Source organism: Stenotrophomonas sp. FW305-C-20-S1 (assembly GCF_058783335.1).
On record NZ_JBYTEK010000001.1, the window covers coordinates 229,731 to 249,204 of the forward strand.

Sequence of the window (19,474 nt, forward strand, 5' to 3'; positions counted from 1 at the left end):
GACAGTTGAACTGGCCAGACCGCGCTGCGCGGGCGCTCGGCATACACGCTGCGCGGACGCTCCGCCGCGCAGGATGGTGCGCCCGCTACCTGCCAGCATTCCCGCACATGGCCGCACCCTCAGGCTCCCGCCTTGTCATCTACGCCGCGCTGGCCGGCAACCTCGCCATCGCCGTTGCCAAGTTCATCGCCGCCGGCCTGTCCGGCAGCTCCGCGATGCTCAGCGAAGGCGTGCATTCGCTGGTCGATACCCTCAACGAGGTGCTGCTGCTGTACGGTCTGCGCCGTGCCGAAAAGGCCCCCGACACCCTGCACCCGTTCGGCTACGGTCGCGAGCTGTACTTCTGGAGCTTCATCGTCGCCTTGCTGGTCTTTGCCGCCGGCGCCGGTGTGTCGGCCTATGAGGGCATCCAGCACATCCGCCAGCCGGAACCGGCCACCAACCACGCCATCAGCTACAGCGTGCTGGGTATTTCCATCCTGTTCGAAGGCGCCTCCTGGTGGGTTGCACTGCGCGAGTTCCGGCGCAGCAAGGGCACGCTGGGCTATTTCGAGGCGTTCCGCCGCAGCAAGGACCCGTCCACCTTCACCGTACTGCTGGAGGACAGTGCCGCCCTGCTCGGCCTCGGCTTTGCCCTCGTCGGGCTGCTGGCCGCGCAGCTGCTGGAAATGCCGGTACTGGATGGGGTCGCCTCGTTGTGCATTGCCGGCGTGCTGGCGCTGACCGCGTTCCTGCTGGCGCGGGAAACCAAGGGCCTGCTGGTGGGCGAGCCTGCCCACCCGGCCGTTGCCCAACGCATCATGGCGGTGGCCGTGACCGATCCGGACCTGCGCCGTGCCAATGGCGTGACCACCATGCAGATGGGCCCGGAACAGGTGGTGGCCATGCTCAGCGCCGAATTCGAGGACGACCGCACCACCCCGCAGATCGAAGCCTGCATCACCCGCATCGAGGGTGCGGTGAAGCAGGAGTTCCCGGAACTGGTGGCGCTGTTCGTGAAACCGCAGACGCCGGAAGTCTTCGCCAGGCGGCGCGCGGCGCTGGCTGACCCGGAGTGAATCGATGGCGGCGGCTTCACCCGCTGCACGCCACACTGAAGCAGGCTTGGGAAGCGAGCACTGCCGCAACATGATGGATTGGCTGCCGGATACCTGGATACCGATACCCCGCACCTTCTACCGGCGCCCGTCGACGGTGGTTGCACCGGACCTGCTCAACAAGCTGCTGGTGCGCAGCGACGGCCGTGCAGCGCGTATCGTCGAAGTCGAAGCCTACGCCGGCAGTGAGGATCCGGCTGCCCATTCGTATCGCGGCAGGACCGCACGCAACGCCAGCATGTTTGGCGAGGCCGGGCACCTGTATGTGTATTTCACCTACGGCATGCACTGGGGCAGCAATGTGGTCTGCGGCGAGGTCGGCGAGGGTGTTGCGGTACTGCTGCGCGCGGCAGAGCCGGTTGCCGGACAGGAACGGATGTACCCGCTGCGGCCAGCTGCCCGCCACGATCACGACCTCGCCAGCGGTCCCGGCAAACTGTCGCAGGCGTTCGGCCTGGACCGGTGCGTTGATGGCGCCGATCTGGTCACCGCCAGCCACGGCATCACCCTCGTGGATGACGGCACGCGGCCCCCCGACGATGCGGTGGTGGGCCCACGCATCGGCATCACCCGGGCAGTGGATTTTCCTTGGCGCTGGCATGTTCGCGATCATCGTCACGTTTCAGTGCGCCCTGCCCGCGCCTCAACGCGAAGGAGCCCCCGATGACACCTCTCGACAAACCGCTGCGCCGTGAACTGACCATCGCCGGCCAGGCCTATACGCTTACCCTGGACCCGAGCGGACTGAAGCTGGTCGAGAAGGGACGGCGGAAGGGCCTCGAACTGCGCTGGGAAGACCTCGTCTCCGGGGACGCCGCGTTGGCCAGCGCCCTGCAGGCGTCCCTGCAACAGCCATGAGCAGGCGCATCACGACGGCATCACTGCCGTACGCAGGGCGCTAACAGACCGGGTACTAGCGTGGACAGCCATGGATGAGGCCACCCGACTTCGCGAAATCGAACGGCTGGGCGTGCTCGATACGCCGCCCGAGCCGGTGTTCGATGCCATCGTCGCCGCCGCGCGCGCCGCCACCGGCATGCCCATCGGCCTAGTCTCCATCGTTGCCGAACAACGGCAATGGTTCAAATCCAGCATCGGCCTGGGCGACGTCAGCGAAACGCCGCGCTCCATCTCGTTCTGTACCTACGCCATCGAACAGGACGCGCTGCTGGAGATTCCGGATGCGCGGCAGGATCCGCGCTTCGCCCACAACCCGCTGGTCACCGCCGGGCCCAGGGTGCGCCACTATGCCGGCATCCCTCTGGCCACTGCCCATGGCGCGCGCATCGGCACGCTGTGCCTGCTCGACACCCTGCCTGGCGTGCTGTCACCGTCGCAACGTGAGCTGATGGTCCATCTTGGCCGGGTTACCACCCAGGTGCTGGAGCAGCGCAGTGCGCTGTTGCGGCAGATCGACCAGGCACAGGCGCTGCATCGCGATCTCAAGCGCAGCGAGGACTTCCTGGAACGTACCAACACCGCCGCCAAGGTCGGCGGCTGGGAGCTGGAGCTGGCCACCCGCGAAGTGCGCTGGACGCGCGAGACCAAGCAGATCCACGGCGTGCGTTCCAGCTACCAGCCAACATTCGAATCGGCCTTGTCGTTCTATCGTCCGGACAGCCGCAGCATCATCCAGGCGGCGGTGCAGCGCTGCACCGAACATGGCACGCCCTGGGAAGTGCAGCTGCCGATGACCACCGCCGATGGCCGCAGCATCTGGACCCGCGTGGTGGGCACCCGGCAACAGGTGGAGGGCCGGCCACGGCTGGTCGGTGCCATCCAGGACATCACCGAAGAACGCGCGGTGGTGGACGCGCTGGAAGCCAGCGAGGTGCGTTATCGCCGCCTCTTCCACTACAGCCTGGGCCTGATCTGCACGCACACGCTGGACGGCACCGTGACATCGGTGAATCCGGCAGCCGTGCAGTCGCTGGGCTACCCGGAAAGCGAGATGGTTGGCCGCAGCCTGTGCGACCTGATGCCGCCGGAAAAGCGCGAGGCGTTCAAGGCCTACCTGCGGCGCATCGAAGCCAACCATACCGACGCGGGCGTGATCGAGCTGCTCGCCGCCGATGGCACCCGCCGCTACTGGGCCTACAACAACGTACTGGACACCGAGACCCATCCCCCGTTCGTGCTCGGCCACGCCCAGGACGTGACCGCGCTGCGCCTGCAGGAAGAGCGCTTGCGCGAACTGTCGCTGAAGGATCCGCTGACTCAGTGCCACAACCGCCGGTACCTGCATCGGCTCGACGACGTCGCCTCACGGGCGTGGGCCTGCCTGGTGTTCGACCTGGATCACTTCAAACAGGTCAACGACACCCTGGGGCACCGTCGTGGCGACACGGTCCTGGTCGAGTTCGCCGACTTCCTGCGCGCGCCGCTGCAGGCCAATGAGGCGGCAGTGCGGTTGGGCGGCGACGAGTTCCTGGTGGCGCTGATCGAACCGGCGGCCGGGCGGCTGGCTGCGCTGGAAGCCTGGTATGCGGGCAACGCCGCGCGTGCTCCCACCGCGTTCTCGATGGGCGCCGCCGTCAACGTCCCCGGCGAACCCGTGGCGGAAACCATCCACAAGGCCGACAGCCGGCTGTATCGCACGCGGGCCAGGGTACGTCGCGAGATGCGTCCGCCGGGCAGCGCCGACTAGCGGGTAACGGTGACCCACACAGGGGCATGATCGCTGGCCTTCTCCTGCAGCCGCACCCAACGATCGACACCGGCATCCTCAAGCCCTTTGGCCAGTACCGGGTTCAGCAGCAGATGATCGATGCGCAGGCCGCGATCGCGTTCGGCGTGCTGGCGGAAATAGTCCCAGAAGGTGTAGATGCGCTGGTCGCCATGAACCGCGCGCAGGGCGTCGGTCCACCCCTGCGCCAGCAGCTGCTGGAAGGCATCGCGGACCTCCGGCTGCATGAGCGCATCGCGCCGCCACGAGGCCAGGTCGTACACATCCTCGTCGTCTGGAATGACATTGAAATCCCCCAGCAGCAGTGCCGGGTGCGGAAGATCGACCAGGGTGCGCGCATGGCGGATCAGCCGCTGCATCCATCGCAGCTTGTAGTCGAACTTCGGCCCCGGATGAGGATTGCCGTTGGGCAGGTACAGCGCCGCAACCACAACGCCATGCACGGCAGCTTCCAGGTACCGGCTCTGCGTATCGGCCGGTTCGCCGGGCAGGCGGCGCCGGCTTTCGATCGGCATGGCATCGCGGGCCAGTATCGCCACCCCGTTCCAGCGCGCCTCACCCAGCCACAGTGCGCCATACCCTGCCCGCTCCAGCGCGTCGACCGGAAAAGCGGCATCGACCGCCTTCAGCTCCTGCAGCGCCACCACGTCGGGCGCTTCACGCTGCAACCAGGACAGCAGATGCGGCAAGCGCGTGCCGATGCCATTGACGTTGAACGTGGCAATGCGCAGTGTCTTGCGGCGAGCCATTGCGGAAGTACCCGAGCGGCGGGCCTGCAGTATTGGCGAGGCGGCATGCAGGCAGCGTGGAGGACGCCGCACGCACGATCACGGCGTTGCCGGGCCCGTCCCTGGCAGGAAGTTCGCCATCCGCTCCAGCTCGTCCTCCAGCGCATTGCTGAATGCCACGTCCCTTGGTGCGCTGCCATCGACATAACCGAAGCTGGGCTGCAGCTGCCCATCCTTCGCCGCGACATTGGCCCAGCCGATCACCTGGTCGCGCCACAACAGCGGCAGCGCGTAGTAGCCGAAGCGACGCTTGGCCGCCGGGGTGTAGGCCTCGAACCGGTACACCCAGCCCCAGAGCAGTTCGAACCGTCGCCGATCCCAGGCCACCGGATCGAACGGCGCGAGCAGCCGCACCTGTTCATCGGCCTGGTAGCGCCGCGAACGGGGGTTCTCGTCGGCCGGCCAGTACCAGGTGGTTCCATCGATGCTGAAGCCCGCCAGCTGCTCGCGCGCCAACCGCAGTGCCTGCTGGATCTCCTCCGCCAGATGCGGTGCGCCATAGCCCAGCAGCCGCGCCAGATAGGTGAGGCTCGCCGAAGGCAGCGGCGCATACTTGCGCACCACCAGATCGATCAGTGCCGTGGCGCGCTGCAAGCGTGCAGCCTTGCCGCCATCGGCCGGGGCATGTGCCGCAACGGCATAGATGCGGGTACCGCTGTCACGACGATGGATGCGCAGCATGCCGCGATAGTGCATGCCGTCCAGCAGGTGGGTGCTGGCGTTGCTGGTGCCGCCCCAGTAGTTGGTCACCCGGCCATGCGCGAACGCCTGGTCGACTTCGCGCGGATGCACCGCCCCCCGCTCCTGCACGAACGCCAGCACGTCGGCTGCCTTGCGCCGCGTGCTCGCGTCCCATGGCCTGCGGGACACCCGGGGATGCATCAGGGACAGGTGTTCACGCGGCAGGAAGCCGTAGTTGACCAGGAAGTCTTCCTCGATCGGCAGTCGGCTGTAGCGGCGCTCCAGATCCCCGGCCCGGTAGCCCTTCACCCGGTGCCGCAGGGTCAGGTCCTGGGCGCGTGCGGGCGCACGGATGGGGTCGGCCTGCACGAAGCCCAGCCGACGGATCGCTGTCAGCAACGTGGTAGGCGTGAACAGCGTGCGGGCTACGGCGTAGCGGCGCAGATCATCGAGGGTCGGCGAGGTCGGCATGGGCCGATTGTAGGACTGCCGGCCGTCCCGCTGCAGGACGTCATCCGCGCAAGGCGCGCCTGGCCTTACTCGGCCACGATGCGGGCATCGTCGCCGGTGCCGTCCACGATGACCCGGCTGCCGACCTGCAGGCCTGCGACCTGTTCACGCAACTGCGTGGTTGACAGCACACGGCCCTCGTCCAGGCGCACCTTCACCATGTAGCGGGTGGTGGGGCCTTCGCCGGCGATCTTCTCGCCGATGGAGCCACCGATCTTGTCGCCACTGTTGGCGGCGACATTGGTGACCACATAGCCTGCTTCGGTCTGCCCGGCACTGCTGAGGCCGACACCCGCCAGAACACCGCCGATCTTGCCCAGCCGCTCGCCGATGCTGCGGCCGCGCTTGGTGCGTTCGGAGGTGTCCTCGCCTCGATTCTCGATCGGCTGCATGTCTTCGACCACACCATGCCGAGGCTTGGCCCAGGCCGTCGGCATCAACAGTGATGCGCCGATCGCCAGGGCCAGCAGTCCGGCAACACGGAAGGGGGTGTGCTGTCTCATGTCAGTGTCCTTGGTTGCGGGAAGCGGCCGGGGTTGACCTGCCTGGGCGACGCGCGTCCGGGCCGACGATATCGGTATCGCAGTGGGGCCCGCGGTGCTGCCAGCGCCGTACCACGCCATCACGGTCGGCGATGTAGGTGATGTCGCAGCGGTGTTGCTCGGCATGGTGCACGTCCTCGACGATGATCGGTGCGAACACCGGACGCTCGCCGCTGGTACCGGTCGGTTCCATGTACAGGAACTCGCCACCGCCCACCTTCACCTGCTCGGTGTAGGCCGGTACGACCGTGCGCCAGGTGTAGCGTGTTTCCAGCGTTGCATCGTCTTCCTCGATCTGCACCCGGCCGCCATCCACGCGCAACTGCATCAACAGCTGCGATGCCTCGCGCCCGATCCATCCATCGGCGCTCGCTCTGGCGGCGGCGCCCAGCGTCTGCGCGCCTGCAGCACCGGCCGCAGCCATCAGGGCGCAGGCGAGAGCGCCCGGCAGGAATCCTTTCATGTGCACTCGAACAGCTCCCGGCTGGGGATGTATCGCGCGCGCCTGCCTTCCCCAGCAGAACACGCCATCCAATAGTGTCGCTATCACCTCAGTCTAGGCCTCGAACACCCATGCAACCATCGGAAACGTCCACGAAACTGCGTAGGGAAATTCCTAGAAGCGGCGTCTCGGGATCCGCGACTGGCCGCACCGCCAGCGCTCGCTGCGCACCGGATCCGCTGGCCCGCCGCTTACAATCTCCCCAGCAGGCCACAGCCAAGGGAATCGCGTGCCACCGTTCAACCTGTTCCAGCGCCTGTCGCAGGCGCCGACCAACCCGCGCACCGACACGGCACCGCGCACATTCGATGTGGCCGAGCTGTACGAAGGGCCGGTGCGCCTGCAGGACGACGCAATCGCAGCGCCCCTGCGGCTGGACGAGAAACTGCGCCAGGCCTACTTCTGGATCGTCAACAACGCGATCATCAGCCCTCACTACGACATCGAGTACCACGAAGGCCCCTCCGCCTCGTTCGCGGTGGGTGACACACGGCGGCCGCTGACCCTGCCATCGGCGCAGAGCTATTCCAGTTACGTGCTGCTGCCGCTGCTGACCTTCGCCACCCGCCGCAAGTGCCTGTTCGTGGGTGGGCCAGGGCGCGGCAAGACCGCCAGCGCGATCCTGATGGGCGTCCTGGCCGGCTATCCGGTCCGCGAGGTGCGCCGGGCGATGCAGCACGGGCACCCGCAGATGACCATCGCCGATCTGCTCGGCAACCCCCTGCCCGCCGACCTGGTGGCCGCGCAGGACATGGCGGACATCCGCATTGCCTGGCGGTCGTGGCTGGGGATGCGGGTGAAGATCATCGACGAATACAACCGCATTCCCACCCGCACCCAGAGCGCGCTGCTGACGGTGATGGGCGACAACTACGCCGAGATCCTCAACCACGTCTACGAATGCCCGGAATCGGCCTGGTACCTGACCGCCAACGATGATCGCGGCGGCGGTACCTACCAGGTGATCGAAGCCCTGCGCGACCGCATCGACGTGGTGGTGCAGGCACTGGCTTTCAACCCGCGGTTCCTGGAAGAGATGCTGCTGCGCATCGAGCAGGACATCCGCCCGGAAGAGGTCGTGCCGCGTGACATCATCTTCAGCGAGGCCGAGGGCGACCAGCTGCTGCAGGAGATCCGCGCGGTCGACGTACCGCAGGACGTGCGCCGCCGCATCGAATTCTTCAGCAGCCAGTTCGAGCTGATGGAAACCGCCGGCGCCCAGTTCGAGTACCTGACCAAGGACACCGTGCGCCTGGCCGGCACCGAATGGGCGCAGGCAACCGCTGCCGACAGCGGCCGCGATCGCATGAAGGACCTGGGTTGCCAGACCCGCAACGGCCTGTCGGTGCGCAACCTGATGACCCTGCTGATGTTCGCCAAGGCCATGGCGTACTTCCGCGGCAGCCCTGCCGTTGCCCTGGAGGATGTGCGCCAGGTACTGCCCTTCGTGCTGAACGACAAGCTGCAACCGGACCTTGATGCTCCCTTCTTCGCCCTGCCGGAGAATGCGCCCTATCGCAGCGATCGGCTCAGCTGGCTGCGCTGGCTGCTCGATGCCTCCAATGCCGAATATGACCGGCTGGATCTGGATCGCGACGATCCGGTGGGCGAGCTGTCGGCACAGTTCCAACGGGGCCTGGATGGGATGACCGAGACGGAAACGCGCAAGCGCCTGACCCGCATCGAGCGTCTGGTGGACGAACGGGTGAAGGGACGCAAGCTGTACGGCCATCTGTACGACGACCTGCTGAAGCTGAAGTACCTGCACCAGCGCTACACCAACTACCTGCATTGGCTGCGGGCACGCTGATCGTGGTTTCCGCCGTTCTCGCCGAGCTGCTGGCCGCGCGCCGTTCCGTGCTGAACCAGGCCGTGGCCGATGCCCGCCACCGCTGGCCCGGCCTGGACATGGCCGCCTTCAGCGCGTTCGTCACCCAGACCATCGACCCCCTCTGCCAGGCCATCCAGCGCCATCACCCGTCGGCAACGCAGAGCACGTGCGAGGCCGCCTTCGAGATCGGTCTGGAGCTGGTGGCGCAGGGCCATGCCGGCCCGAAGGCGCGTCTCCCGTGGGTCGAGCAGGCCTGGCGCTCGCTGGCCCCGGCCCTCGCCCAGTTGCTGGCCCACGCGCCGCGCGAGACCCTCGGCACCATCAGCAATGCGGTGGTGCGGCTGGGCGCCAGTCCGGACATTCGCGTCGCGCAATGGATCGATGCGATGGCCGCGCATGCAGGCGGGTGTACATCCTTGCCGGAACTGCGCGACATCGGAGCGCTCTGCGCCTGGCAGGCGGGGATGGTGCAGCTGCGCCGCCCTGCCCTTGCCCGTATCGATGCCCTGCCCGCGAATACGGTGGCCGCCGTGCTGGGCATCGATGCGGGTGATCTGGCCTCCGTCCGGGTCCAGCTTGAGCAGGACCGCTGGTGGAATCCGCGGCAGGGCAGCGTCGACCTGCGCGGGCATCGTGTCGGCAGCTTCAGCGGCCTGGACGGCGCGTTTCCGGCACCGCCACAGGTTCGTGCAACGACCGAGGGCTTCGTGGTCGAAAGTGCAGGCGGGTACTTCCTGCTGCTCGCCGATGCCTTCGGTGCCGTCCTGCTGCCTGCCAGCGCCGCCGAATACGCAGCGGGCAGCAGCAGCGGACCGGCGCCGGATGTGACCGCCCGCTTGGGCGTGCAGTGGATGGCGGCGGCATTGTCCAAGGACGACCTGTGTGCGGTCTCCGGCGCGTCGGGCATCGCCCTGTTCTCGCCGTGGTCGCACCATGTGCATGTGTTGCCACCCCAATGAGTGCCACGGTCGCTGATCCGCTGCAGCCCTGGCGCGAGGCCTGGCCACAGGCACTGGCCACATGGAGCCGTTTCACCCGGCTTCAGGACCCGAAGCTGTGCCATTCGCGCATGCAGGCGGCCGCCGAGGGCCTGACCGGCAGCTTCGCGGCCATCCGCCTCGCCGACCAGCGCATCGTCATCGATCTGGAGGAAGTACAGCGCCTGCAGCTGCAACCCTACGCGCTGGAGATCCTCGCCCACGAGATCGGCCACCACGTGCTGGCGCCTGCCACCGCCAGCGACCATGCACGGCTGCTGGCGCGCATCCGCCGTGCGCTGCCAACGCTGGAAGCGCATGCACCGATGGTCGCCAACCTCTACACCGACCTGCTCATCAACGATCGCCTGCAGCGCCAGAGCGGGCTGCGCATGGATGCGATCTATCGACGCCTGGCCGCACAACCGGCGCAGGCCAGCTCGCCGGTCTGGCAGCTGTACATGGGCATCTACGAGGAACTGTGGCAGCAGCCGCGCGGCACGCTGGGGGGCTCGGCCGACGACAGCGCATTGCAGGGCGATGCTTGGCTCGGTGCACGCGTCGTGCGCGTCTACGCCAGCGACTGGATGATCGGCGCTGGCCGCTTCGCCACGCTACTGCTGCCTTGGCTGCTGGAATCACAGCAGGATGCGCGGGTGGATGCCTTGATGGATACCCGGCACGCCGGCCAGGGAAGCCAACCGGTCGGCCTTGGGCAACTGGAGGACGACGAGCTGGCGCCGGCGCCGCACCCTGCATCCGACCCACGCATCACCGGCGACGAGCGCGGCGGCGACGCACAGCAGAAGAGCGATCTGCCTGCGGATGCGCTCGCTGGGGACCCTGCGCACTCGCCAGGACAGATGCGCGAGCCGTTCGAGTACGGGCAGATCCTGCGCGCGGCCGGCCTGGACCTGGATGACCATCAGATCGCCGTGCGTTACTACCGCGAGCGCGCGCTGCCACACCTGATCCGCTACCCGTCGCGGCCGCAGCCGCAGGCCCTGGAGCCGCTGCCGGAGGGGCTGCAGCCCTGGGAAGCCGGCGATGCACTGGACGCAGTGGACTGGCTGCAATCGGTGCTGCAGTCACCCCATGTGATTCCCGGGCTGACGACGGTACAGCGTGTGCACGGGCTGGCACCCGGCCGTGAACCCGCTGCCGAACCGGTGGACCTGGATCTGTACGTGGACAGTTCCGGTTCGATGCCCAACCCGCAGGCATGGATCTCGTTCCAGACCCTGGCCGGCGCCATCATCGCGCTGTCGGCGCTGCGCGTGGGTGCACGCGTACAGGCCACGCTGTGGAGCGGCACCGGGCAGCACCTGCACACCGACGGCTTCGTGCGTTCGGAAGACGACATCCTCAAGGTGCTTACCGGCTATTTCGGTGGCGCCACCGCGTTTCCGATCCACCGGTTGCGTGACACCTATGCCGAGCGTCCGCCGCATGCACGGGCGGTGCATATCCTGCACATCTCCGACGACGGCATCACCACGATGTTCGACAAGGATGAGCGCGGCAACAGCGGCTGGGACGTGGCCGCCAGAGCGCTGCGTGTGGCCGGCGGTGGCGGCACCATGGCACTGAACCTGTTCAGCCCGCTGCCATCCCGCATCGCCGATGCCGGCAACGCGGGATGGACCGGCGATCTGCTGCGCGCACGCGACGCGGGATGGAACATCCATGTGGTGCGCGACATGGCCGACCTGCTGCAGTTCGCGCGCGCCTTCAGCCAGCAGCACTACGGCCCTGGCGACATGCGGGTGCAGCGATGATCGTGGACCGCGCTGCGCCCGCAGCACCTCTGACGATTGCCCTTCCACCCAGGTATTTGCCAAGTCTGGAACCTGACCATGCTCTCCGGCCCCTCCCTTGACGTTCTGCTGCGGCGCCTGCTGGACATGCCGCCCGATTTCCTCGAGCCACCGCGCCGCGCCGGCAGCGGTCGGCTGCACGTCGCGGCGGTGGTGGGCGATGTCTTTGCCGCACGCTCGCTGCACCTGCCCCCTGCACTGCGGGCAACGCTGTCGGGTGATCTGGCCGGCGTGGATGCAAACCAGCTCTCGCTTTCAGCGGTGACCGCATGGCTGATGGCAGATGCGTACTGGAATGCACTGGATATCGCCCCGGAGGCGTGGATGCCCCTGTTCGCCGAAGCGGTGCCGGCGCTGGCGGCCAGTACCAGCGCAGAGCGGTTCGTGTTCGATCCGGAGCGCCGCGAAGAACTGGTGCGCACCGTGGTGGCCCGGCTGGGCCTGCTGCCGCAGGGTGAAACAGCGGCCCAGGCGACCGATCGCCTGGCCCGGGTCAGCGGCGTGGAACGGCAGCGCCTGCTCGATGCCAGCCGCGCCGCTGAAGCGCGCGCGCGTGCCATCCGCGAGGCCTTGGCGCGCAAGGCGGCCGAAGAGTCTGCGGACAAGTGGACCCGCGAGTGAGCCGCGAGCCGACCGATGCCGATCGCTATCCCACGCTGAGCGCGGCGGGCCTGGCGATGCTGCAGCAGATGCGCGAGCACCCGGCGGCGCCGATCTTCCGCAATGCCAGCGGCAACCGCCTGCTTGCCGATGAGGTGACGGCATTGCGCGGCTACGAACGGGAGATCGCCTGCGCGCGCTTCGAGTGGACGCCAGGTCAACCGCCACCGTGGCTGCAGGCGCATGTGACCGAGGTATTTGCGCAGGTGCCGTATTACCGCGCGCAGGCGATGCCAGCCGCCTTCACCGACATTGCACCGGTCCACCGTGGCGACCTCGCAGCGGACATCGCCCGTTTCGTGCCAGACCCGGTACCGCTGGAGCGGATGATCAATTTCCGCACCACCGGCACCACCGGCCATCCACTGGTACTGCCATCGCATCCGGTGGTGGCGGCACGCTATCTGGCCCATCACAAGCGCGCCTTGCAGCGCTTCGGCATCACCCTGGCGCACGGCCGCGGCCAGATGGGGGTGATGTTGCTGGGCATGCAGCAGCGGTGCTTCACCTATGTTTCGGTGACACCAACGATGGACGAATCCGGCCTGGCCAAGATCAACCTGCATCCCGATGACTGGCGCCATCCTGAGGACCGCGCACGCTACATCGACCAGATGCAGCCGGAAGTGATCGCCGGCGATCCGATTTCCTTCGCAGCGCTGCTGGAATTGCCCGTACGGCACCGGCCGCAGGCGCTGCTGTCGGTATCGATGGCGCTGTCTCCGGGCCTGCGCCAGGCCCTGGCCGCGCGCTTTGGCTGCGCGGTGCTCGATCTGTATTCAATGAACGAAGCGGGCCCGCTGGCCGTGTATGACGATGCAGCCGGCGGCCACGTACTGCTGCAGCCGCGCATGTATGTGGAAATTCTCGGGCCCGACGGGGCGCCGTTGCCGCCCGGGGAGATCGGTGAGATCACGCTCAGCGGCGGATTCAACTTCTGCCTGCCGCTGCTGCGCTACCGCACCGGCGACCGCGGCGCGCTGGCCATGGCCGGCGATACGCCGATGATCGTCGGCCTGCAGGGGCGACGTCCGGTACGCTATCTGACCGCCGACCAGCAGTGGATCAACAACATCGACCTGACCCATGCGCTGGCTGCGCTGCCGTTGTCACGATACGTGGTGCATCAGCACAGCGATGGCCGCGTTGCATTGTCGTTGCCACCTGCAGAGCTGGGCTACTCCGCCGAGGCGATCCGCTGCCTGCGCGCGGTGTTGCGAGGACAGCCGGTGGATGTCATTGCGCTGCAGCGCGAAGACAAGGTTCTGCAGTACTCCAGCGACGTAGCCGGGAGCAGTTCGCCGCCGCGATGAGTGCCCTGCGTCAGCGCAGCCAGTGCGCATAGGCGGCCAGCACCGCCAGGTGCGCCACGTAATAAACGTAGAACGCCCAGCGCCATCGTGGCAGCCGCCACTGCACGCGCGCGGCCGCCAGCGCCAGCGGGATGGCCAGCAATGCCCATCCATTGCCATTGACCCAGCACAGCCCACCGAATCCGAACGCCAGCAGCCAGTAAGCCCGGTGGCGGAATGCGATCCAGCCCAGCATCACGAATGCCACGCCCACCCATTGGTAATCCACGAAGAACGGCAGCAGCCCACCCGCCACCAGCAGCAACAGCTGCCGGTTATTGGCCAGCGCGTGCACCGCTACAGCGGCCAGGCCGAAGGTCAACAGGATGTTCAGCGGCAACCAGTGGCCGAAGGCCAGCATATGCAGGGGTTGCGCAACCAGGCCCCATGCGGACAGGCGCCGTATCGACTTGCCCAGATCCGCCCCTGGTTGTGCCAGGTTGCAGGCCATCACCAGTGCGAACAGCGGGAAGGCGATGCGCCCCAGCTCGCTGACCACCGGTACATAGCCGCCGAAAACCACTTTGGCGACATGATCGCCGGTCATCGACAGCAGCGCGAGCCACTTCAGCAGCTCGCGGGCGCTGCTGCCGAGGGCGCTGCGCGCCGGGGGGTATCGTGCAGCGACGTCCTGCGCGCTCATGCCATCCATCCTCTGCGTCCTGCAGGGTCGATATCGCCAGGAACCGACGGCACTACCCCTTGAACGCAAAGAATACTTGAACCTGGGGCGGATGACGCTGGTCGATGTGCCCCGCTATCCTTGTACTCCCTGCTTGTGAGGCACCGCCATGCGCACGCTGTACCCGCCGATTTCCCCGTACCGCGAACACACGCTGCCCGTGGATGCACTGCACACCCTGCATGTCGAGGAGTGCGGCACGCCCGATGGCATTCCGGTGGTGTACCTGCATGGCGGTCCGGGCGCTGGCATCTCGCCCACCCATCGCCGCTTCTTCGACCCCAGGCGCTACCGCATCGTGCTGATCGATCAGCGCGGCAGCGGCCGCTCCACGCCCTTCGGCGAGCTGCGCGACAACACCACGCAGCATCTGGTGGCCGACATCGAGAAGGTCCGCCAACACCTGGGCATCGAGCGCTGGCTGGTCTACGGCGGCTCCTGGGGTTCGACCCTGTCGCTGGCCTATGCACAGGCGCATCCCGACCGAGCCACCGGGCTGATCGTGCGCGGCGTGTTCCTGGGGCGCGAGGAAGAGAACCGCTGGTTCGCCGAGCTCAACGGCGGTGCGCGCTGGATCTTCCCGGAGCGCTGGGATCGCTACCAGGCGCACATTCCGGAAAGCGAGCGCGGCAACATGCTCGACGCGTACTGGAAACGCCTGGACCACGCCGACGAAGCCATCCGCATCGCCGCGGCACAAGCGTGGCTGGGCTGGGAAGACAATGCCGCCACGCTGCTGCACGACGTCGACGCGGTGTCCGCTACCGATCCGCTCGATACGCTGGCCAAGGCACGCATCGAGGCCCACTACTTCCGCCACAACACTTTCCTCGAGCACGGCCAGCTGCTGCGCGACATTGATCGCATCCGCCATCTGCCGGGTGTCATCGTGCAGGGGCGCTACGACATCATCTGTCCGCCGCGCAGTGCCTGGGACCTGGCACAGGCGTGGCCGGAAGCCCGGCTGGAGATGGTCATCGCCGGCCACAGTGCCAACGAAGCGGCCACGACCGATGCCCTGGTGCGGGCCACCGACGCTTTCGCGGACCGCAGCTGAACAAAAGGGGCCAACGGCCCCTTTTTCTATACCAAGGTATAGCCGGGCTAACCCACGGGCCTCTAGGCCTGCTGAATACGAGAGCGGACAATAGCGCCACTGGCCAGCGACTGGCCGCCCCACGCGGAGACGCAGATGGATCCCGACCCTGCCGGGCGCAACGCGCGCCCCTGCCTGCCTACTTGTTCACTGCTGGCGACTGACGGCCGGTTCCTGTCCGTGTAAGCGATGGGAGCCCCGGGCAGCGCCTGCCCGGAGGAATCCCATGTCCTACAAGATTCTCTACATCACCGTGCGCCGCCTGATCGGTGAGCGCGATGTTTCCGGCCTGCGCAGCCTGCTGCTGCAGCACGGCCCTGTCCTGTTCGCCCGTTCGCTGGCCCTCGGCTCGCCACGGGTGGTGGCCGACGCACTATCGCTGCTGCCGATCAGCGAGCGCATCAACGTGCTGCGCCACCTGCCCTACCCGCTGCGTGATGCGATGAAGCCGCTGTGCATCGGCGGCAGCCAACGCTTGCGCATGCAGCCCTGGTCGCCGTCGGTGCTGGCCATGCGCCACGCCTGATACCCCCCTTCCGCTCCACGCGCCGGCTGCGCCCGGCGCCGCTCCAAGAGGACCTTCCCATGAGCCTGCTCAACGCCTGGTTCAACGCCTTCCTGCGCAGCCGTCGCGCGGGCAACCTGTTCGGTCGTCGCGCGATGCCCGAAGCCGGGTACGGCCGTGGCAGCACGCAGGCCGCGCCCACCGCGCTCACTGCTGGACTGCTCGCGCTTGCACAGGGCAGCGAAGCCGATGCGCTGGCCACCCTGCAGTCACATGTCGATGGTCTCAGCCCGCACGAGGCCGAAGAGCGCCTGCTGCGCTTCGGCCCCAACGAGGTCGATCACGAGAAGCCACTGCCGTGGTGGCGCCATCTGTGGCAGTGCTATCGCAACCCGTTCAACCTGCTGCTGACGGTGCTGGCGGCCGTGTCCTGGCTGACCGAAGACGCCAAGGCGACGGTGGTGATCGGCGCGATGGTGGTGCTGTCCACCCTGATCCGCTTCGTGCAGGAGGGGCGTTCCAACCGCGCTGCCGAACGGCTGAAGGCGCTGGTAGGCAACACCGCCCGCGTGCTGCGCCGTGCTGCGGGCACCGAGGCGGCGGAGGTGGCCGACCAGTATTTCGGCGCGCAGCTGCACAGCCGTCGGCCGGCACGGCTGCTGGACCTGCCGATCCGCGCTCTGGTACCGGGTGACCATATCGTGCTGTCGGCAGGCGACATGATCCCGGCCGACTGCCGCGTGCTCGCCGCCAAGGATCTGTTTGTCGCACAGGCGGCGATGACCGGCGAATCGCTGCCGGTGGAGAAGTTCGTGCAGCCGGGCAACGCCGACGCCGGCCTGATGGAACAGGCCAACCTGTTGTTCATGGGTACCAATGTGGTGTCCGGCACGGCAACAGCACTGGTGCTGGCCACCGGCAACACCAGCTACTTCGGCACCCTCGCCCAGCGCAGCAGTGCCAGCGATCGCGCGCCGACAGCGTTCCAGGCCGGGGTCAACAGTGTCAGCTGGCTGCTGATCCGCTTTGCCCTGGTGATGGTGCCGTTCGTGCTGCTGGTGAATGGCTGGACCAAGGGCGACTGGACCGAAGCATTCCTGTTCGCGCTGTCGGTGGCGGTCGGCCTGACCCCGGAAATGTTGCCGATGATCGTCACCTCCACCCTGGCCAAGGGCGCGGTGCTGCTGTCGCGGCGCAAGGTGATCGTCAAGCGCCTGGACGCGATCCAGAACTTCGGTGCGATGGAAGTGCTGTGCACCGACAAGACCGGCACCCTCACCCAGGACAAGATCGCGCTGGAGCGGCACACCGATGTGTTCGGGCAGGATTCGGAGGAGGTGCTGACCTTCGCCTACCTCAACAGCCACTTCCAGACCGGCCTGATCAACCTGCTGGATCGTGCTGTGCTGGAGCATGTGGAGCTGCAGAGCTCGCTGCGCCTGTCGCAGGACTACCGCAAGGTCGATGAGATTCCGTTCGACTTCGAGCGCCGTCGGATGTCGGTGGTGGTCTCCGAGCGCGAGGACCATCACGAATTGATCTGCAAGGGCGCGGTGGAGGAGATGCTGGCGGTGTGCAGCACCGTGCGCGAGAACGGCCGGGACATGCCGCTGGACGCGCAGCGCCTGGCCCGGGTGCGGCAGACCACCGAGGAACTGAACGAACAGGGCCTGCGCGTGGTGGCGGTGGCGATGAAGGAGACCGCCGCCACCCAGACTGTGTACTCGCAGGCCGACGAGCGGGATCTGACCCTGGTGGGCTATGTGGCCTTCCTCGATCCGCCGAAGGAATCCGCTGCTCACGCACTGCAGGCGCTGGCCGCGCATGGTGTGGAAGTGAAGGTGTTCACCGGCGACAACGAACTGGTCACCGCGCGGATCTGCGCCCAGGTCGGCCTGGACGCCGACACGATCGTGACCGGCCCGCAGATCGAGCGCATGGACGACGCTGCCGTGGCGCGTGCACTGCAGGAGCACCGCGTGTTCGCCCGCCTCACGCCCCTGCACAAGGAACGGCTGGTGCGCGAGCTGCGCGCGCAGGGCAAGGTGGTCGGCTTTCTCGGCGATGGCATCAACGATGCTCCCGCACTGCGTGCCGCCGATATCGGCATCAGCGTGGACAGTGCGGTGGACATCGCCAAGGAGGCCGCCGACATCATCCTGCTGGAAAAGAACCTGATGGTGCTGGAAGAAGGTGTCATCCAGGGGCGGCGCACCTTCAGCAACATGCTCAAGTACATCCGCATGACCGCCAGCTCCAATTTCGGCAACGTGTTCTCGGTGCTGGTGGCCTCGGCGTTCCTGCCCTTCCTGCCGATGTTGCCGCTGCAGCTGCTGGTGCAGAACCTGCTGTATGACATCTCGCAGATCGCCATTCCGTTCGACAACGTGGATGAGGAGCTGGTGCGCAGGCCGCTGAAGTGGAACCCGGCGGACATCGGCCGCTTCATGGTGTTCTTCGGTCCGATCAGCTCGATCTTCGACCTCAGCTGCTTCGCCCTGATGTGGTACGTGTTCGATGCACGCACGCCGGCCGATCAGGGCCTGTTCCAGTCGGGTTGGTTCGTGGTCGGGCTGCTGACCCAGACGCTGATCGTGCACATGATCCGCACGCCCAAGGTACCGTTCCTGCAGAGCATCGCCGCGCCGCCGCTGCTGCTGATGACCGGGGCGATCATGGCCATCGGCGTGATCCTGCCGATGAGCCCGTTGGCCGGCTACTTCAAGCTGCAGGCACTGCCGGCCGGTTACTGGCCGTTCCTGGTGGCGATCCTGTTCGGCTATGCGGTGCTGACCACCGCGCTGAAGAAGCTCTACATCCGCCGCTACGGCTGGCAGTAAACGCACCGGCGCAGGGAGAACCCTCATGGACTTCAACCCCCACCTGCCCGCGTTCAACGCGGGCGCCACCCTCAGCTCGCTGATCAGCCTGTCCGTCGCCTTCGTGTTGGGTGCGCTGATCGGCCTGGAGCGGCAGTTCCGCCAGCGCACCGCCGGCCTGCGCACCAATACGCTGGTAGCGGTGGGCGCAGCGGTGTTCGTCGACCTGGCCATGCGCTTCCACGACCTGTACGGCGGGCCGCCGTCGCCACTGCATGTGGTGGCCTACGTGATCTCCGGCGTCGGCTTCCTCGGTGCCGGCGCGATCATGAAGGATGGCGCCCAGGTGTCGGGCCTGAACACCGCCGCCACGCTGTGGGGCTCGGCGGCGGTCGGCGCCTGCGCCGGCATCAAGCTGCTGCCTGAAGCGGTACTGGCGGCGGTGTTCGTGCTGGCTGCCAATACCCTGCTGCGGCCGGTGGTGAACCGCATCCAGCGGCAGCCGCTGCCGGAAGCCTTCAGCGAGGCCACCTATGCCATCAACGTGGTCTGCCAGCGTGAGCAGCAGGCCGAAGTGTTGGACCGGCTGCTGCTGTTGCTGGAGCAGGCGCAGTACCCGGTACGCGCGGTCGACCAGCGGCCTTTCGGCGAGCGCGATGTCGAGATCGAAGCGGTGCTGTACGCCACCACGGTCGATGGCGCTGAACTGGATGCAGTGCTGGCAGCGCTGGCCGCCACGCCGGGCGTGCTGCAGGGATTCTGGAACGCCAGCCTGGAAGAGTAGTGCCGGCCGCTGATGATGCATTCCGCCGGACATGGCCCGGCGCTACCGTGCACCGCCTTGGCAGGTGCCGGCCAGCGGCCGGCACTACCCAGCATCTCTCTGGCGCATGCCGACCAAGGTCGGCATCTACTGAACAGCGCTTTGC

Annotated in this window: 18 protein-coding genes; 13 read left to right on the plus strand and 5 right to left on the minus strand. The window is 67.3% G+C overall.

Features of this window, described 5'->3' with window-relative positions; genetic code table 11:
- Positions 1-107: 107 nt before the first annotated feature.
- The 4 genes from AC3WTC_RS01020 to AC3WTC_RS01035 all read left to right on the plus strand — a co-directional run bounded on the left by AC3WTC_RS01020 (position 108) and on the right by AC3WTC_RS01035 (position 3,744).
- Positions 108-1,058, plus strand: coding sequence for a cation diffusion facilitator family transporter (locus AC3WTC_RS01020; protein ID WP_025874453.1), 951 nt, complete (start codon positions 108-110; stop codon positions 1,056-1,058).
- Between the two features lie 70 nt (positions 1,059-1,128).
- Positions 1,129-1,764, plus strand: coding sequence for a DNA-3-methyladenine glycosylase (locus tag AC3WTC_RS01025; protein ID WP_492710112.1), 636 nt, complete (start codon positions 1,129-1,131; stop codon positions 1,762-1,764).
- A complete protein-coding gene (locus AC3WTC_RS01030; protein WP_025874451.1) occupies positions 1,761-1,955 on the plus strand; it encodes a hypothetical protein in 195 nt (64 codons plus the stop codon). The genes AC3WTC_RS01025 and AC3WTC_RS01030 overlap by 4 nt, the downstream gene beginning before the upstream one ends.
- A 70-nt stretch (positions 1,956-2,025) precedes the next feature.
- Complete coding sequence (locus tag AC3WTC_RS01035; RefSeq protein ID WP_492710114.1) at positions 2,026-3,744, plus strand: sensor domain-containing diguanylate cyclase; 1,719 nt, start codon at positions 2,026-2,028, stop codon at positions 3,742-3,744.
- Here AC3WTC_RS01035 and xth read toward each other — a convergent pair.
- The 4 genes from xth to AC3WTC_RS01055 form a co-directional block, all read right to left on the minus strand.
- Positions 3,741-4,532, minus strand: a complete 792-nt coding sequence (xth, locus tag AC3WTC_RS01040) for an exodeoxyribonuclease III (protein ID WP_492710117.1) — start codon at positions 4,530-4,532, stop codon at positions 3,741-3,743. The genes AC3WTC_RS01035 and xth overlap by 4 nt on opposite strands.
- A gap of 78 nt (positions 4,533-4,610) precedes the next feature.
- The gene (locus AC3WTC_RS01045) at positions 4,611-5,723 is read right to left on the minus strand and encodes a DNA glycosylase AlkZ-like family protein (protein ID WP_492710119.1); all 1,113 of its coding nucleotides are present in this window, start codon (positions 5,721-5,723) and stop codon (positions 4,611-4,613) included.
- 65 nt (positions 5,724-5,788) lie between these two features.
- Positions 5,789-6,265 carry a hypothetical protein gene (locus tag AC3WTC_RS01050; RefSeq protein ID WP_051501603.1) on the minus strand — a complete coding sequence of 159 codons (477 nt, stop codon included), beginning with the start codon at positions 6,263-6,265 and terminating at the stop codon, positions 5,789-5,791.
- A 1-nt stretch (position 6,266) separates the two neighbouring features.
- Positions 6,267-6,767 carry a hypothetical protein gene (locus tag AC3WTC_RS01055; protein ID WP_492710121.1) on the minus strand — a complete coding sequence of 167 codons (501 nt, stop codon included), beginning with the start codon at positions 6,765-6,767 and terminating at the stop codon, positions 6,267-6,269.
- Between the two features lie 268 nt (positions 6,768-7,035).
- Between AC3WTC_RS01055 and AC3WTC_RS01060 the strand changes: the two genes are divergently transcribed.
- From AC3WTC_RS01060 to AC3WTC_RS01080, 5 genes are all read left to right on the plus strand, one after another.
- Positions 7,036-8,616, plus strand: coding sequence for an AAA family ATPase (locus AC3WTC_RS01060; RefSeq protein ID WP_140226910.1), 1,581 nt, complete (start codon positions 7,036-7,038; stop codon positions 8,614-8,616).
- A 2-nt stretch (positions 8,617-8,618) separates the two neighbouring features.
- Positions 8,619-9,596 (plus strand): hypothetical protein, encoded by a 978-nt coding sequence (locus AC3WTC_RS01065; RefSeq protein ID WP_492710124.1) that lies wholly within the window; start codon positions 8,619-8,621, stop codon positions 9,594-9,596.
- Positions 9,593-11,392: a hypothetical protein gene (locus AC3WTC_RS01070; RefSeq protein ID WP_492710125.1), complete on the plus strand. Its 1,800-nt coding sequence runs from the start codon at positions 9,593-9,595 to the stop codon at positions 11,390-11,392. Before AC3WTC_RS01065 ends, AC3WTC_RS01070 begins: the two co-directional genes overlap by 4 nt.
- 78 nt (positions 11,393-11,470) lie before the next feature.
- Positions 11,471-12,052, plus strand: a complete 582-nt coding sequence (locus tag AC3WTC_RS01075; protein ID WP_492710127.1) for a hypothetical protein — start codon at positions 11,471-11,473, stop codon at positions 12,050-12,052.
- Positions 12,049-13,404 carry an AMP-binding protein gene (locus AC3WTC_RS01080; protein WP_492710128.1) on the plus strand — a complete coding sequence of 452 codons (1,356 nt, stop codon included), beginning with the start codon at positions 12,049-12,051 and terminating at the stop codon, positions 13,402-13,404. The genes AC3WTC_RS01075 and AC3WTC_RS01080 overlap by 4 nt, the downstream gene beginning before the upstream one ends.
- A gap of 10 nt (positions 13,405-13,414) precedes the next feature.
- On the opposite strand, the gene AC3WTC_RS01085 is transcribed toward AC3WTC_RS01080, so the two are convergent.
- Positions 13,415-14,086, minus strand: a complete 672-nt coding sequence (locus AC3WTC_RS01085) for a TraX family protein (RefSeq protein ID WP_492710130.1) — start codon at positions 14,084-14,086, stop codon at positions 13,415-13,417.
- Positions 14,087-14,234: 148 nt separating this feature from the next.
- Between AC3WTC_RS01085 and pip the strand changes: the two genes are divergently transcribed.
- The 4 genes from pip to AC3WTC_RS01105 all read left to right on the plus strand — a co-directional run bounded on the left by pip (position 14,235) and on the right by AC3WTC_RS01105 (position 19,329).
- Complete coding sequence (gene pip / locus AC3WTC_RS01090; protein ID WP_424842501.1) at positions 14,235-15,182, plus strand: prolyl aminopeptidase; 948 nt, start codon at positions 14,235-14,237, stop codon at positions 15,180-15,182.
- Positions 15,183-15,447: 265 nt separating this feature from the next.
- Positions 15,448-15,747 carry a hypothetical protein gene (locus AC3WTC_RS01095; RefSeq protein WP_032974628.1) on the plus strand — a complete coding sequence of 100 codons (300 nt, stop codon included), beginning with the start codon at positions 15,448-15,450 and terminating at the stop codon, positions 15,745-15,747.
- Between the two features lie 59 nt (positions 15,748-15,806).
- On the plus strand, positions 15,807-18,566 hold the full coding sequence (gene mgtA, locus AC3WTC_RS01100) for a magnesium-translocating P-type ATPase (protein WP_263928904.1): 2,760 nt from the start codon (positions 15,807-15,809) through the stop codon (positions 18,564-18,566).
- 25 nt (positions 18,567-18,591) lie between these two features.
- The gene (locus AC3WTC_RS01105) at positions 18,592-19,329 is read left to right on the plus strand and encodes an MgtC/SapB family protein (RefSeq protein ID WP_492710133.1); all 738 of its coding nucleotides are present in this window, start codon (positions 18,592-18,594) and stop codon (positions 19,327-19,329) included.
- The last annotated feature ends 145 nt before the right edge of the window (positions 19,330-19,474 follow it).

What these genes read in the sequence shown, in the direction of transcription:
- AC3WTC_RS01070 (WP_492710125.1), top strand. Translation starts at nt 9,593, where the DNA reads ATGAGTGCCACGGTCGCTGATCCGCTGCAGCCCTGGCGCGAGGCCTGG.
- xth (WP_492710117.1), bottom strand. Translation starts at nt 4,532, where the DNA reads ATGGCTCGCCGCAAGACACTGCGCATTGCCACGTTCAACGTCAATGGC.
- AC3WTC_RS01035 (WP_492710114.1), top strand. Translation starts at nt 2,026, where the DNA reads ATGGATGAGGCCACCCGACTTCGCGAAATCGAACGGCTGGGCGTGCTC.
- pip (WP_424842501.1), top strand. Translation starts at nt 14,235, where the DNA reads ATGCGCACGCTGTACCCGCCGATTTCCCCGTACCGCGAACACACGCTG.
- AC3WTC_RS01095 (WP_032974628.1), top strand. Translation starts at nt 15,448, where the DNA reads ATGTCCTACAAGATTCTCTACATCACCGTGCGCCGCCTGATCGGTGAG.
- AC3WTC_RS01055 (WP_492710121.1), bottom strand. Translation starts at nt 6,767, where the DNA reads ATGAAAGGATTCCTGCCGGGCGCTCTCGCCTGCGCCCTGATGGCTGCG.
- AC3WTC_RS01105 (WP_492710133.1), top strand. Translation starts at nt 18,592, where the DNA reads ATGGACTTCAACCCCCACCTGCCCGCGTTCAACGCGGGCGCCACCCTC.
- AC3WTC_RS01030 (WP_025874451.1), top strand. Translation starts at nt 1,761, where the DNA reads ATGACACCTCTCGACAAACCGCTGCGCCGTGAACTGACCATCGCCGGC.
- mgtA (WP_263928904.1), top strand. Translation starts at nt 15,807, where the DNA reads ATGAGCCTGCTCAACGCCTGGTTCAACGCCTTCCTGCGCAGCCGTCGC.
- AC3WTC_RS01085 (WP_492710130.1), bottom strand. Translation starts at nt 14,086, where the DNA reads ATGAGCGCGCAGGACGTCGCTGCACGATACCCCCCGGCGCGCAGCGCC.
- AC3WTC_RS01075 (WP_492710127.1), top strand. Translation starts at nt 11,471, where the DNA reads ATGCTCTCCGGCCCCTCCCTTGACGTTCTGCTGCGGCGCCTGCTGGAC.
- AC3WTC_RS01045 (WP_492710119.1), bottom strand. Translation starts at nt 5,723, where the DNA reads ATGCCGACCTCGCCGACCCTCGATGATCTGCGCCGCTACGCCGTAGCC.
- AC3WTC_RS01025 (WP_492710112.1), top strand. Translation starts at nt 1,129, where the DNA reads ATGATGGATTGGCTGCCGGATACCTGGATACCGATACCCCGCACCTTC.
- AC3WTC_RS01020 (WP_025874453.1), top strand. Translation starts at nt 108, where the DNA reads ATGGCCGCACCCTCAGGCTCCCGCCTTGTCATCTACGCCGCGCTGGCC.
- AC3WTC_RS01050 (WP_051501603.1), bottom strand. Translation starts at nt 6,265, where the DNA reads ATGAGACAGCACACCCCCTTCCGTGTTGCCGGACTGCTGGCCCTGGCG.